Annotated in this window: 13 protein-coding genes; 6 read left to right on the forward strand and 7 right to left on the reverse strand. The window is 38.8% G+C overall.

Annotated features, from left to right (window positions below; all coding sequences use genetic code 11):
- Nucleotides 1-113: 113 nt before the first annotated feature.
- A complete protein-coding gene (locus ACUVXA_RS06860) occupies nt 114-638 on the forward strand; it encodes a galactose-1-phosphate uridylyltransferase (protein WP_445870503.1) in 525 nt (174 codons plus the stop codon).
- Between the two features lie 115 nt (nt 639-753).
- On the opposite strand, the gene ACUVXA_RS06865 is transcribed toward ACUVXA_RS06860, so the two are convergent.
- Nucleotides 754-960: an Lrp/AsnC ligand binding domain-containing protein gene (locus ACUVXA_RS06865; protein WP_445870504.1), complete on the reverse strand. Its 207-nt coding sequence runs from the start codon at nt 958-960 to the stop codon at nt 754-756.
- A 177-nt stretch (nt 961-1,137) separates the two neighbouring features.
- Here ACUVXA_RS06865 and ACUVXA_RS06870 point away from each other — a divergent pair, with 177 nt between their 5' ends.
- The gene (locus ACUVXA_RS06870) at nt 1,138-3,549 is read left to right on the forward strand and encodes a beta-galactosidase (RefSeq protein WP_445870505.1); all 2,412 of its coding nucleotides are present in this window, start codon (nt 1,138-1,140) and stop codon (nt 3,547-3,549) included.
- A 64-nt stretch (nt 3,550-3,613) separates the two neighbouring features.
- On the opposite strand, the gene ACUVXA_RS06875 is transcribed toward ACUVXA_RS06870, so the two are convergent.
- Complete coding sequence (locus ACUVXA_RS06875; RefSeq protein ID WP_445870506.1) at nt 3,614-4,465, reverse strand: ribosomal protein L13e; 852 nt, start codon at nt 4,463-4,465, stop codon at nt 3,614-3,616.
- 148 nt (nt 4,466-4,613) lie between these two features.
- Nucleotides 4,614-5,765 carry a (Fe-S)-binding protein gene (locus ACUVXA_RS06880; RefSeq protein WP_445870507.1) on the reverse strand — a complete coding sequence of 384 codons (1,152 nt, stop codon included), beginning with the start codon at nt 5,763-5,765 and terminating at the stop codon, nt 4,614-4,616.
- 253 nt (nt 5,766-6,018) lie between these two features.
- Here ACUVXA_RS06880 and ACUVXA_RS06885 point away from each other — a divergent pair, with 253 nt between their 5' ends.
- The 3 genes from ACUVXA_RS06885 to ACUVXA_RS06895 all read left to right on the forward strand — a co-directional run bounded on the left by ACUVXA_RS06885 (nt 6,019) and on the right by ACUVXA_RS06895 (nt 8,925).
- Nucleotides 6,019-6,768, forward strand: coding sequence for a hypothetical protein (locus ACUVXA_RS06885; RefSeq protein ID WP_445870508.1), 750 nt, complete (start codon nt 6,019-6,021; stop codon nt 6,766-6,768).
- Between the two features lie 382 nt (nt 6,769-7,150).
- Nucleotides 7,151-8,401, forward strand: coding sequence for a 3-isopropylmalate dehydratase large subunit (locus tag ACUVXA_RS06890; protein ID WP_445870509.1), 1,251 nt, complete (start codon nt 7,151-7,153; stop codon nt 8,399-8,401).
- Nucleotides 8,398-8,925 carry a 3-isopropylmalate dehydratase small subunit gene (locus ACUVXA_RS06895; protein WP_445870510.1) on the forward strand — a complete coding sequence of 176 codons (528 nt, stop codon included), beginning with the start codon at nt 8,398-8,400 and terminating at the stop codon, nt 8,923-8,925. The genes ACUVXA_RS06890 and ACUVXA_RS06895 overlap by 4 nt, the downstream gene beginning before the upstream one ends.
- Nucleotides 8,926-8,938: 13 nt before the next feature.
- Here ACUVXA_RS06895 and ACUVXA_RS06900 read toward each other — a convergent pair whose 3' ends face one another.
- Nucleotides 8,939-9,970, reverse strand: a complete 1,032-nt coding sequence (locus ACUVXA_RS06900; RefSeq protein ID WP_445870511.1) for an isocitrate/isopropylmalate dehydrogenase family protein — start codon at nt 9,968-9,970, stop codon at nt 8,939-8,941.
- A 336-nt stretch (nt 9,971-10,306) separates the two neighbouring features.
- Between ACUVXA_RS06900 and trpS the strand changes: the two genes are divergently transcribed.
- Nucleotides 10,307-11,428 carry a tryptophan--tRNA ligase gene (trpS, locus tag ACUVXA_RS06905; RefSeq protein ID WP_445870512.1) on the forward strand — a complete coding sequence of 374 codons (1,122 nt, stop codon included), beginning with the start codon at nt 10,307-10,309 and terminating at the stop codon, nt 11,426-11,428.
- Between the two features lie 111 nt (nt 11,429-11,539).
- On the opposite strand, the gene ACUVXA_RS06910 is transcribed toward trpS, so the two are convergent.
- The 3 genes from ACUVXA_RS06910 to ACUVXA_RS06920 all read right to left on the reverse strand — a co-directional run bounded on the left by ACUVXA_RS06910 (nt 11,540) and on the right by ACUVXA_RS06920 (nt 14,347).
- Complete coding sequence (locus ACUVXA_RS06910; protein WP_445870513.1) at nt 11,540-12,199, reverse strand: Mov34/MPN/PAD-1 family protein; 660 nt, start codon at nt 12,197-12,199, stop codon at nt 11,540-11,542.
- A gap of 126 nt (nt 12,200-12,325) precedes the next feature.
- Nucleotides 12,326-13,093: a hypothetical protein gene (locus ACUVXA_RS06915; RefSeq protein WP_445870514.1), complete on the reverse strand. Its 768-nt coding sequence runs from the start codon at nt 13,091-13,093 to the stop codon at nt 12,326-12,328.
- Nucleotides 13,094-14,347: a hypothetical protein gene (locus ACUVXA_RS06920; RefSeq protein ID WP_445870515.1), complete on the reverse strand. Its 1,254-nt coding sequence runs from the start codon at nt 14,345-14,347 to the stop codon at nt 13,094-13,096.
- Between the last annotated feature and the right edge of the window lie 164 nt (nt 14,348-14,511).

Below are 14,511 nucleotides of genomic sequence, written 5' to 3' on the forward strand. Positions count from 1 at the left end.
GCCAGTTGGGCGGAGACACACGTAAAACGCCTGCAAGAGCGGAGAGGTTCATGCCTTAAGGGCAGGTGCTCCCCTATGAAGCAGGAACCGAACACCATCTGGAAGTGTCCTAGATGGGTAAGTTTCGGACAACGGCTAGTCTCACACACCCTCATTCACAGGTAATAGCGGTTCCCATGATTCCGGAACGCATAGCTGAGGAGGTTAAGGTTTGCGAAGAGAGTTGGAACGGTGAAACTTGCATCTATGATGAGGTGATTGAATCCGAAGCCTCCTCTGACAGGTTTGTTTCGGAGAATAAAAGCGCTTTTGCGTTTTGTCCCTTCGCTTCTTGTAGATCTTTTGAGGTTTGGATTCTTCCCAAAAGACACGCTCATAACATTGCTCAACTCACGGAGGAGGAGCGAAAAAATTTTGCCAGTCTTACGCGAAAAATTCTTGGGGCATACCACACTGTGCTCGGTGATCCCCCATATAATTATGCTTTTCAACAGACTATTGGTGATGAAAAATATCATCTTCAGCTAAGACTTTACCCGAAACTAATTATCCACGCCGGATTTGAAATTAACACCGGGATTCTTATCAATCCTATGCGCCCCGAAGATGCAGCGGGTTTTCTGAGGGAAGCCATTTAACAAAATAATCTAACTGAGGGGATTCTGAGAAAATTTGTTTGATTTGAATAATTTTGGTACAGAATCGGGTTTAAGAATTTTTTAGCATTTATTAAAAAATAGAAAGGGGATTAGTTCAGGAGGATACGAGTGTTGAGGTTTGCTCAACGCCATCTAGTTTTCTGATGTTTGTTACTAAGCTGTCGAGCTGAGATAGGTTGTCCAGAGATACTCGAACCACCACGTCCCAGGATCCGTACACCACTTTTGCCTCTGTAACATGATCGTATTTCGTAATTTCTTCAGCAATCTCGTGCTCCTTCCCTACCGATGTTAATAACATAATGTAAGCGATAATAGCCATTATTCATCTCCCCAAGAAATTGTGCTCATTTTTGCTTAATATATACCATTGCAAGCTAATTTCAACTTTATGGAGTTAATTCTCATATTTAAACTTTAGATTTATAAGATATATTCTACAGATTTTTTATAATAATTTTAATGCTGTGTTCTGAAAATGCCTCTATATCCGGGTATATTTGAAAAAGATGTAGGAATTTTCTTGTTGAGTGGAGAGCTTCATTACTTTCGTGTTCCTAGAAAAGAGTGGCGTGAAAGACTCTCCAAACTGAAGAATGCGGGTTTAAATACGGTTTCAACTTATATTCCATGGAACTGGCATGAGGTAAGTCCCGGGGTGTTCGATTTTCAGGGAAGCACTCTTGAGGAGCGGGATCTTGAAACTTTTCTGAATTATGCTGAGGAGGAAGAGCTTGGTGTTATAGCAAAACCCGGCCCCTATATTTGTGCAGAGTGGATAAATGGAGGCATACCTGGTTGGCTGCTTAGAGAGCACTCTGAGATTTTGGCGCGTAACTCCAGGGGGAAACCAACATTTTGGTTTTTTAAAAAAGCCCCTGTGATAACTTGTCTTCACCCCGTTTATTTGAATTATACTACAAATTGGTTAGAGAATGTAGCCGCTTTACTGGCAGAACATCAGTACACAAAGGGGGGAAACATTATTATGATTCAGATTGATAATGAATCGTCTTATGGTTTTCATTTCTGGCCTTTTGACACGGATTACAATGAGGTGGTAATTGGCACAAATAATGAAGAGGGATTATATCAGCAGTGGCTCAGGGAAAAGTATAAATCAATTGAAGATTTGAATAAGAGGTATCGCTCAGGTTTTGATTCCTTTTCAATGGTGGAACCTCCTCGAAGCATGGTTAAAGGTAATCACCACTTAGCTTGGGTTTTTGATTGGATAGAGTTCAAGGAGGATATGGTTGCTAATTTTCTCAGAAAACTTGCAGAGGCTCTCAGAAGAAAGGGGATTAATGTTCCGCTATGTACGAATGAACCGTATAATATTCTCCCACCTGCAAGTATTTCGAAGAAAAGCCGGGTGGTGTTTGATACTATAGATTTATATCCCCAGCTATTAAACGATTTAGAATCCTGCACTGAAGTTGTTAATAATATTGAACGACTTAAGGCGGAGCAAACAAACGTGGCACCTTTAGCATTGGAAATGCAGTCTGGCTGGTTTGTTTCTAGAGTTCCAGATAATACACTGCACCTCTTGGAGCGCCTGGCTTATATTCACGGTTTAAAGGGCGTTAACTTCTATATGTTTTCGGGAGGGGTTAATCCGAAGGGTTATGGAACCACCGATAGAATTTATTATCACGACGCTCCTCTAAATGAGAAAGGTGAGGAAACTAACAAATACTACATTGTTAAAAATTTTATCGATTTTGTAAAATCTTCTGAAATAAAGACCAAAAAGCTAAGCGAGTTTGTGTTAGGTTATTATCACCCTTACCTGTATGCTCGGCTTATAAACGCGAAAAGCATTTTTTCCTTGGGCTACAGAAAGCTGTGTGGATTTTTTGAGAAATTTAAGGAAATAATTTTGAAAGCCGGCTTTAACTTTGAGTCAGTGGATCTAAGGCAGGCCTCTTTAGAGAACCTTGCTCAGCTCCCTCTTCTCTCTGTTTTCAGCTTGGACTTCATGGAGCAGACAGTGATTGAGAAACTAATAAAATACGTAGAGGAAGGAGGATTTCTCTTTCTTCTTCCATTTGTTCCAGAGTTGGATGAGAATTTTAATGGTTTAGAATTAATGAAAAATATTCTAAAGGTTAAAAGACAGAAGATAGGGAGGGGGGGTTGGATTAACACTGGTGAGTTAAAGTTAAGATCACCATTCATTGTTACTTTTGATGTTGAGGGTGTTGAGCCCTTAGTTTTTTCTAATGGTGAGCCTTGCGGTTTCCAGATTAATTATGGAAAGGGTTCAATAGTGCAATTAGGATTTTTGCCCAACCCAGAATATTTACGTTTCATTTTTGAAAAATTGGATATGGGTAGTAGGTATTGCTTTTCCTCTGGGAATATTTTATTATGTGAACGGATAGGAGACAATATTGGTTATTTACTTACCTGCAATTTGGGGTGGAAGGATCAGAAGTGTGATATAACGTTTAGTTCACCTTCAGACCTGGATAAAAAAATTCTGGTGGAGGAGATGGTTGTTCCGAGAAGAAGTTCAATAATCTGGACATTGGGATTAGAAATAGAAGATTCAAAAATTAATTACATAACCTCCGAAATCTCCAACTTGGAGAAAAGTGACTCTATAATAAAATTAGAATGTTGGGGATATGAGAATAGTCCAGGACGCGTTTCTCTGACTATTCCAGAAAAACCGAAGAATGTTTCGGTCTCCTCGGTTTGGGATGAAGAAAATAAAACTTTACTAATTGGATATGTCCACGGAAAAGGAAAGGACATAGTAGTAAACGCCAAAAATAAAATAAAAATAAAAATTAGGGGAATAAGGGCTTTGGATGAAGCAGGCAAATTTAATCAGCTAACCTATCAACTCAAAAGAAAAATTATAAAAAAACTCTTCTAGTAAATGAACAGAACAAATAAAAAGTCAGAGAACACAGGTGTAAATATAAGGCTCGCTTTACATTCTATTTTTTCTTTGCCTTTTTTGGCTTGGCAGATTTCTCTTTTTTAGGCTTTGTAGGCTTTTCTGTCTTTTTAGGTGCTTTAACATCTTTTTTCGGTTTTGCGGCTTCTTTAGGTGTTTTTGTCAACTTTTTCGCTTCTTGTATCCAAACTTTAATCAGGTCTTTGGGAATACCAGTTATTTCTGCTACTTCTATAACTTCCTCCTCTTCAGCCAGATCTTCCACTGTGAGGATTCCGATTTCTGCTAGTTTCTTGGCATCTTCTTTGGTTAAGCTTTTAATTTTTGTAAGGTCAACTTCCTCTTTCATAATTTCTTCTACCACTTCTTCTGCAGCTATTTCTTCTTTCTCTTCTTCCGCCTCTAGTTCGGGTTCAAGTTCTGGTTCCGGTTTTACTTTTCCGGTTAGTACTTCTGCATCCTGGATCCAAAGTTTGGCTCTAGTGTCGCTCACTCCTATTTTTTTGGCTATGTCTTTAGCTCTTGCAGAAGATAATGCATCCAGTGAATCAATTTTGATTTCGAAGAGTTTCTTGGCCAATTTTTTATTTAATCCTTCTATTTTTGTTAATTCGGAAACTGCTTGCTTTTCGGCTTCTTTTAGGGGTTTCTCTTTGGCTTCTTCTTCTTTTCTCTTTTCTAATTTTTCTTTTCGCTGCTTGATGTAAGTTTTTATGGTGGTAATATTGGCATCGTGAGTTGTTTTTCTTCGTCGGTCTATTCTGAGTGAAAGTCTTTTTGCTTCGTGTACGTCTAGTCCAGCGCCCTTTATCTCACCCAAGCTGAAACCCCTACCGGCTTTGAGCTTTAATTTATTTTGACTTTGTATCACTCTTGGTTCAATTTCTGACATTGCTTTGTCCTCCGTAAGTATGTTTTTGAAATAATAGGGGAACATTATTAATTTTACCTAAATTAATATCGTTCATATAATTAATTAAATTCTAGTCTAAGGAATATTCTTTCTGTTATTATAATAAAGTTGTTTCTGGGGGGATTTATTACTTGTACAAAGGTATTTTTTCTAGTTGCTTTGTTGTGTAGCCAATCAACTCTTCTAGGGTAATGATCTTTACATTACAGTCCATTAGAATTGATGTGGAATACAAGTTGTGGAAGCAGGAGGGGCAAGCTGTTACTAAGTAGTCCGCCCCCACTTGAGACGCGTCTTCTATTATTTGTTCTGACATTTTACTTCTTATTCGGGCATAGGGGACTCTAATTGTTCCTCCGCAACACTTTGAAGATTTTTTGGAATTGGAAAGTTCAACTAGTTTAGTTCCGGGGACATTTTCGATTAATTTTCTTGGTTCTTCGAAAAGTCCTGAGTAGCGTCCCAGGTGGCAGGAATCATGGAAGACGATTTTAGCGTTTAGAGGATTACTGAATTTTATTTTTCCTTGGTCTAATAATTCGGTGTAAAGGTTAACTGTGTGTTTAATCTCAATCTCTTTTGGGGGATAATCATGCTTAAATGTTGAGTAGCACATAGGACATATTGTGGTTATCTGATCGATTCCCCTTTGATTTAGTAAGTCTAATTGTTTCAGACTATAATAATCAAAATCATTTTTATAACCGATCATCTTGAGGAAGCCCCCACAACACTGCTCCCCTTCTTTTAGAACAGTGTAATCATACCCGGCGTTTCTGAGAATTTCTAGGGTTGTATGCGCCATTTTTGGGTAAGAATATAATGTAACGCATCCAGAATATATTAGATTTGGGGAGGATTCAGGAAGGTTTTTTATTATGGGACCTAAAAGAGATTCTAATGGTTCCGCTTTTTTACCCAAGACATTCCCTATTTGGAGAATATTTTTCTTCAATTCTTTCTGTTCTTCGGGAGGCGCTAGATCTTTATCTACCAGTTCTTGTCTTGCCACTTCTATTATACCAGACACGTTCACTCCCGGGGGACAAAAAATTTCGCATTCTTTACATAGGGAACAAGAATATATACGGTCTATAAAAGAATCCGTGACCTTTACGTCATTGTCAGATAAGGCTCGCAATAATAGGATCCTGCCCCTAGCGTTCCAGGACTCTACTCTTTCGCTTTCAAAAATGGGGCAGGATGCCCTGCAGAATCCGCAGCGATAGCAGCGTACTATTTCATTGTAAAGCTTGTTTAGCTTTGGATACTCTGTCAAACCGTTAATACCTCCAGAATCCTTAGCGGGATATAATAAGATTAATTACATCGAGTCTAAAGATTTTGTGAAATTTATTTCTTTTCTAATGACTGCATCAACTAAAATATTGGTGATGTAAAATTTTTCACTTTAAACTCGGTAGAAAGGCCTCGTATTTTCTTTTTGGAGAACTTTGTTTGCACCATTAAAGAGATTTAAATAATTATTAATTATTTAAATTAATCAATTTTTAAAAAAAGGGAGGGAGTGTATGCAAACAGGAAGAGTAGTAAGTAGCGCGTTACTAAACACCGGTGCATTTGGTGCCATTTTTTCAACTGTTGCTAGCGTTGCAGGAGTTCTTTTTGTCTATTTTGGTACCATCTGGAGCCTATTTCCAGTCTTATCGGTACAGCTTTCTGCACCCTACTTGATGCAGATGATTGATCCCGGATTCTTCTGGTTAATCGCTCCAGATACGCTTGTTGAGAACTATCTGAGGGGGACAACATTTGTGGGGGCTGTTTTAATTGTCGGTATCATACTACTATCCGTGGGCATGTATGGAATGTGCTTAGCTAGTGGAAAACGTGCATTGGGAATCTTCAATCTCATTATAGGAGTTCCAGCAGCAATCATCTCAACATCAGCTATTTTTCTATCAGTTGTTACACCAAGCTATGAACTAACCTATAAAATAACAACTTGGTATATTCCACCACCAATTACAGCATACTATACACTGATAATACAGGTTAGCGCAAACATTCAACTATTTATGATAGCTTTCCTCTCATTAGCAGTAGCCTTCCTAATTTTTGGACTAACACTCATAGCAACAAAGAGTGTTGCAGGTAGACAAGAGCTAGCTCTATCTTCGGGAATTATCTCCATAATTGCGGGAGGATTCTTCGTAATAACGGCGTTCCCCTTCACTAGGTCAATATTCGGTCCTATAGCTTTCATACTAATGGGCATAGTTTCTATATTGCTTATAATCGTGTTTCTTACAGCTAAATAAATAGGAGAGATATATCTCTCCCCAAATTCTTTTTTATTTTTTAAAACTAGTTCACATTATTTTGGTCAATAGCCATCCTCAAATTTTTGGGGTATTAAGCCACACCTAATTAAAATTTAGAAATATATTAATTATCAAATAATTTTGAGGAGAGCATAACATAAAAAGTTGGTAAGAAAATAACTTATTTTTTGTTGTTAGGATATATTCTAGGATATCATAAAAGATTAGGGTAGGAGCAATCAATAAAATTTAAATTCATTTCGAAAAGATGTACTCCGAATATGAAACTGGTCTCTCGCTTCAGAATCATTAAATCTCTTTCCGATAATGAGAACCATCACAGTTGTGAGTGATTATACTGGACTAGCAGGTGCGCCATATGGGTAAAACTATTTCAGAAAAAATTCTAAGTAAGGCTTCAAATTCCGACGCCTACGTGGGAGATATTGTGGTAGCAAGCATAGACTTTGCTATGGCGCAGGATGGAACCGCACCTCTCACCATCCGGGTACTGCAAGAGATAGGTATCGGCAAGGTTTGGAATAAGGACAGGATAGCTCTGGTTTTCGATCACAACGCTCCAAGCCCAAACGAAGGGGTTTCCAAGTTGCACGGCGTGATGAGAGAGTGGGGAGAGAAGCAAGGTGTAATTCTTTATGATGTTGGTAGCGGTGTTTGCCACCAACTGCTACCGGAACAAGGCCATGTGGCTCCCGGAGGAGTGGTTGTCGGTGCTGATTCTCATACCTGCACATATGGTGCTCTAGGCGCCTTTGCCACCGGAATAGGCTCCACAGATATGGCAGTGGTGTTTGCCAGTGGAAAACTATGGTTCCGGGTCCCAGAAACCCTACTAGTCTCAGTAAATGGGAAACTGCCAGAAGGAGTGTACTCAAAGGATATTGTATTAACAGTGATTGGAAAGATTACCGCTTCTGGAGCAAATTATATGGCGGTAGAGTATGCAGGAGACACCATTAATGAGTTGAGTGTAGAGGCGCGAATGACCCTCTGCAACATGGCGGTTGAGATGGGGGGTAAAACCGGAATTATTGCTCCAGACCGCAAAACTATAGAATATGTGAAAAAAAGACTGACCAAGAATCAATATCAAATATTTGCCAGCGATCCAGATGCCGATTACATTTCTCAGTTAGAAATAGATGCTGATGATTTAGTTCCAGTGGTGGCTTGTCCGCACGCAGTTGATAATGTTAAGCCGGTAACTGAGGTCGAAGGAACAGGTGTGGATCAGGTTTACATAGGGACATGCACCAATGGAAGGATAGAGGATTTGAGAATTGCTGCGAAAATATTGAAAAATCAAAAAACCAAAGCGATAACAATTATTGTACCAGCATCTAGAGAAATTTACCTTCAAGCATTGCGAGAAGGACTAATAGAAATTTTTGTAAAAGCGGGGGCAGTGGTCTGCAACCCAGGATGCGGACCGTGTGTAGGCACCCATCAAGGTATTCCATCCCCCGGCTACACGGTGGTTTCCACAGCCAACCGCAACTTTAAGGGAAGAATGGGAAGCGATGAAGCGGAAATCTATCTGGCTTCTCCACACATCGCCGCCTTTACAGCTATCAAAGGGGAAATAACAGATCCGAGGACACGACCATGATTAGAGGAAAGGTTTGGAAGTTTCCAGACGACGTTAATACAGATTACATTATCCCTGGCAAGTACAAGTTCAAAACCTTGGACATGAAGGAGCTTGCAAAACACGCCATGGAAGGTGTAGATCCCGATTTTGCCAAAAAAGTAGAGCAAGGAGACATCATAGTTGCGGGCAAAAACTTTGGAATGGGCTCCAGCCGAGAGCAGGCACCACTAGTTTTAAAATATGCTGGAGTTTCACTCGTCATAGCCGAAGATTTTGCTCGAATATTTTACAGAAACTCTTTCAATGTGGGTTTACCAGTACTAATATGCAGGGAAATAAATGAAAAAGTGGATCAAGGAGACATATTAGAAGCTGATTTAGCAAAGGGAAAAATAATCAATGTGACTAAAAAAACAGAGATTTCCGCCTCACCTATTCCAGACTTTTTATTGGAAATGGTGAAGGTGGGAGGACTGGCAGCTTACTATAAAAAATACGGTCGGTTTCCCTGGGAGAAGCAATCAGCAGAAAGTAAGAACTGAGATATTTGGAGTATTATTCCATTCTTTTTACTATTTCATCGGTCATTTTGATATTGGTAGCAGTGCCGTCCAAATCGTAGGTTACTATTTCTTTGTTTGTTGCCCCTTCTAAAAGAACTTTGTCTACCGCCTTTTCTACTTTTTCAGCAATTTTATTTTCACCAAGATATTTTAACATCATCACCGCGGAAAGAATCATTGCTGTTGGATTAACCTTGTTCTGTCCAGCGTACCGGGGTGCGGAACCATGCACCGCTTCGAACATTGCAAAGCTGTCACCCATATTTGCTCCGGGCGCTAATCCCAGTCCACCCATCAAACCAGCCGCTGCATCGCTTAGAACATCCCCAAAGAGATTGCTGGTAACAATCACGTCAAAATAGTCGGGACGCGTTATCATATACATATTAGCCCTGTCCACAAATATATCCTCATGCTCCAAGTCCGGATAGTTCTCGGCAACTTTATTGAAGATGTTTGTAAAAAATCCGTCGGTTATCTGCAATATATTTGCCTTGGTAATAAGGGTGACCTTTTTACGCTTCTCTCTTCTCGCTAATTCAAAGCCAAACCGAGAGATCCTTTCACAACCTTTCCGAGTAAATACTCGCAGCGAAACAACCTCATCCTCACTCATCTCATATTCTATTCCCTTGTAGAGACCCTCAGTGTTTTCCCGCACTATCACAAAATCAAGGTCGGTAAACTTGGTAGGCACAGGAACACCGGCTCTGCTTTTGCAAGGTCTAACATTCGCGTAAAGATCAAGTTTCTGACGAAGCATAACCGCAACACTCTTCATCCTAGTTTCCCCCCCACCAGTCGGTGTCGTGGTTGGTCCTTTGAGGATGCAGTTACTTTCATGAATGATTTCCCAAGCGGAGTCAGTAACCTGTTTACCAAATTTTTGGTAAGCCCAATATCCTGCTTCAATAGGAATAAATTCGGCATCTAAACCCGTAGACTTGAGCACTCTTAATGCACAACCTATAACCTCCGGACCGGTTCCATCTCCTTCAATGACCGCAATCTTGTATTTAGACACAAGCCTGCCTCCGAAAAGTCAAATATTGAATTAAAATTCTCATTTTAACATTCAAGTAGACAAAACTAAATTTTTTGGAAATATATAAATATGTTCCATTAATAATTTTCGAGTTATTTAAATTGATTCCAAACCCGTAAAAATTAAAATAGTTGAAAAGTCCAAGACATAAAAAATAAAGTTTAATGAACAGAACCTAAAATATATTCAGATTACTGATAAGAAACAATAATATTATTTTAATTGATTTAAACGATGTTTTTACGAAAGGTTTAATATTTATCTCCACGATGTCAGAAAAAAATCAAAACCTGCAAAATTTCAAGAGGCAAAAAAATGAGTAAAAAAAGCAAACACAAAACAGTGATAGATCCCTGGGGTTCTACGTACGTTGAAGACTACGCTAAACTCTTTGAAGAATTTGGAATCGAACCCTTCGACGAAGAAATAATAAAACGCATACCAAACCCCAACAAATACATGAGAAGAGGAATCATATTCGGACACCGTGATCTACAAAAAATACTGGAAGCCATCGAAAAAAAAGAACCATTCGCAGTGATGTCAGGCATCAAGCCGAGTGGAGCTATGCATCTAGGCACGCTCATGACTGCTTCGGAAATCGTTTACTTTCAGCGGGAGTTTGGGGCTAAGGCTTTCTACTGTATAGCGGATATTGAGTCCTATGCGGATAATAGGATTCCTTACGAGGAGGCTACTGAGACAGCTGTAGATAATTTGGCTGATATTTTGGCTCTAGGGTTGGATCCTAAAAACGCGCATGTTTGGCGTCAATCTGAGGAAAAGAGGGTGATGGATTATGCTTTTATCTTTGGAGCCAATGTTACAACTGCTACTATGAATGCGGTGTATGGTGAGCAGACTAATTTTGGGCTTTACTTGAGTGCGATGGTACAATCGGGTGACATCACACTGCCTCAACACCCGGATTTTGGAGGTCCGAAGCCGGTGATTGTTCCGGTGGGGCTTGATCAGGATCCTCACATTCGCTTGGTGAGAGATTTGGCTAGAAAACTACACTCTACTTACGGTTTTGTTCTTCCCAGTGCTACTTTTCACCGTCTGATGAGGGGACTTGATGGTTCGGAGAAGATGAGTAAGAGGAATCCTATGAGTTACTTTGATCTCAGTGAAGATCTGGAGAGTATAAGAATGAAGGTTATGAATGCGTTAACGGGTGGAAGAGCGACTATTGCGGAGCAGAAGGAGCTGGGTGGGGAGCCGGAGAAATGTATGATTCAAGAGTTGTGTATATTTCACTTTATGGAGGACGATGAGAAAATTATTGAGAATTATCAGAACTGTAAAAATGGTACCTTGCTATGTGGAGAGCACAAACAGGAAGTTGTGGACATAATATTCTCATGGATAAAAAACCATAGAAAAAAGAAAGAGAAACTGATAGATACTGCAAGAAAAATATTGAATGTTAAGTGAGAATTTCAACGAATCTTATTTTGTAGTATAAATTATAAAAATGAATTTTAAAATTCTCGTTTTTTATTTTTGTTTACTTAGCGTTGCGGGGGTATGATGGCTTACTTTTGGTTACAGGCTTTGTACTATTAGGGCTATTGTTATTGTTAATGCTATTGTCCATAGGATAAGTATTATACTGTGTGCTTCTGATGTGTTTTTGATTTTTTGGGTTTCTAGGGTTACGTCTTTTTCATAAGTTTTTTTGAGCACTCTTTGAATGTCTATTCTGAGTCTTTTTAGTGATTTGAATGTGGTTAGTAGAATTTTATTCTTGTCTTCGGCTATTTTTACTTTCAGGGGCTTGTAGATTTTATCGGCGACTGTGTAGCATTTATAGTCTAGGTCTTCAATATTGCTGGTTTGTATGAATTTTACAGGATCGATTATGAGCGCTATGGCTTGGGGAAACATTTTTTGATATTTTTCTTGGGTGGTTACATCAGTTCTAGACATAAATCCTGCTCCCATTCGGGGATGGCTGTGCCACCATCCGATTATTTTCTCATTTTCTCCTCTATTGCTTAATTCCTCTGCTATTTCCGCCATTTCTGTATCCTCCACAACGACGTACCCAGCGGTGCCACTGTGGCTGGTCATTGAGCTATCGGTTATTTGGAGTTTGTCTTCCTCAATTTTTCCTATCAGGAAACCGGCGGATTCTCTTCTTAGGTCGGTTGCTGCAAAGTCTATTATCTTTGATAATGCAGAGGGGTATATTTCCACCCTCATTTATGACTCCTCATTATTTATTTTGGTTTTAACCGTGTTCTACAAGATAAAAAAAGTTTCTATTGAGGAGATTTTAAGCTAGAAAATTTTTTGTGTAAAAGATCGAGAGTCCATCTTTTTTAGTAGTTAGTATATGAATTGGTCTTCATATTTGTATATGGTGTCTAATACTTTTCGGTATTCTTTAGAGAATTGGTCGTAGGCTTCATTTTTCGCTGAGATTTTTGGATATTGTTCAATTATGGTCCATGTTGATTCTATGTTTTTTCTGGTAAACATTTGAAATGTTTTAGTATCGGCTCTAAGAATCTTGTTAAGCGCCGATTCGTGGAACTTGGCTTCTTTTAATCCTTTTGCTAGAGGACCGTATATGGCTCTGTGTTTTCCTCCTAGTACAAACCTTGCTCTATCCACACCAGAAACATGGCGTACTTTGGCTTTTATAAGACTTATTTCACGTCCCATAGTGATAGGCAGGGCGGTTCGGTGTTTAATTTTTGCCATTTCTTCTGGAACAAGAATTTTACCTTTTTGAACGGATATATTTTCAATTATTTTTTCTATCTCTTTACTGGTTGAAGATTCTAGAGGATCAAACACTTCAGGGCTTATTATGTTAACAAGCGGAGTGGGTTCGTCCGGTCTCATTTCTGTGGGATCAAAAATTACTATTCCTACACGCTCCTCCACATGCACTGGTTTACCCAAAACATCCACTTTACCTAAAACAATTCCCGGTCCTATTAGACAAGATCTTACCGTGGAGTCTTTTAACAGAGACCAAAGCTGTCTCGACATAATTAATAGGTTTCCCTGAAAATTCGCTTTTCCAAATTCAAAATTTAGATCTGGAATTTGCATATCCATTAGCCAAAATAATACCCGCTCTTCCAATTAGGCTTCCTTCTCTTCTAATTGTATAGGCAAGACTATTTTATCCCACAGATAATCCGTAATTATTTTTTCTACTAATTCGTTGAGATCTCCCTCTTTGTTTTCTAGTTCTTTCTTTATGAATTTTAGAGCGTTTTCAGTTGACATCGGAGTAAGGCTAAAGTCTTGCGATATTTTGTGAAGTATCCAGGCTGCGCTTTCCTCTATTCCCTGACCTTTATTTTGCAGTGCTTTATGCACCTTTCTTATACGCTCTCTTAAGAAGTTTTCTTTAACTGCGATTACTCTTCTTTTTGCAAATACAAGATCCCTTTCCAGAAAATCACAGGGCTCTTTAAGATCAGGCCCCACCATGCCATCTCGCAATATGGGGGGAGTTACAATCAGATAGTCTGAAACTCCAACTGTTGGCTCTACTGCAATAGGCTTGGGAGTTATTTCTAAAATTATTTCGGCTATGGCATATTCAGTCATTGCTTGCAAAGACTTTTCCAACTCATCAATGAGCACATAAATTTTTTCTAGGGGACTTGCAACTTCTTCAGATAACTTTTTACCAATTAGTGAAGGTTGTTTAAATACAGTGTCAGAATCAAAAATGCTTTTGTCCGTGGAAAGCTCAAAAGCTTCGGAAAATTTTCTAAGTATCCTTATTAATCTCCTTTTTGCCTGTTGTAGAGCAATAATCGCCTCCGAGTGGGAGGTCTTAAGAACCGCAGCGCATAAGGTAATGGCTACATCATTGTTGGTGGAGGCTTCATGCGTTTTTTTCCATTTTTTAATAACTGGTACAAGATAATTATTAGCGAGCTTTTCTCTCTCGCTTAGAATGTGCATTACCTTTTCAACAGGGATACTGTGCTCTCCTTCAATAACTTTTTCCAAATTGTATAGTTCCCTGGTTTTTTGTATTTCTCTAAATAAATCGCTATAAAGGTATTCTATCCACCTACCTTCTTTCACAGCAAAGTCAAATTCATAGGATAATACTGGAACAACAGGACTACCTATCTGCTTTCTTCTATTATACTCCCATAGGAGAAGTTCCAACGCTTTTTCGGCTCTCATAACACCGTCGAGTTCTAGTTGATAAGCAACTTTGCTTAAACTCATAGGACAATTAAATATTTTAGCTAATTCTGTGGGTTTGTCTTCGGGTACTCTTTCAGTCCTCTCAGCTAGACTTTTACTAGTTAGTTCGAATTCTTCCTTGACTTCTCTCGATATGTCTTTAGCTCGGCGGAACCACTGCAAAATGTTTCACCTCTTCATTTGCAAAGACGAAGGTAATTTTCAATTTTAAAAGCGAATTCGTACTAAAAAAATATTCAGGTTTTACTTTAATAATAAAGAGGGATTTAAATATTAAAGGATTTCGTATTAATACTACAAAAAAATAATTTTAAGTACTATAGTAA

The sequence above is a fragment of the Candidatus Jordarchaeum sp. genome (assembly GCF_052745115.1).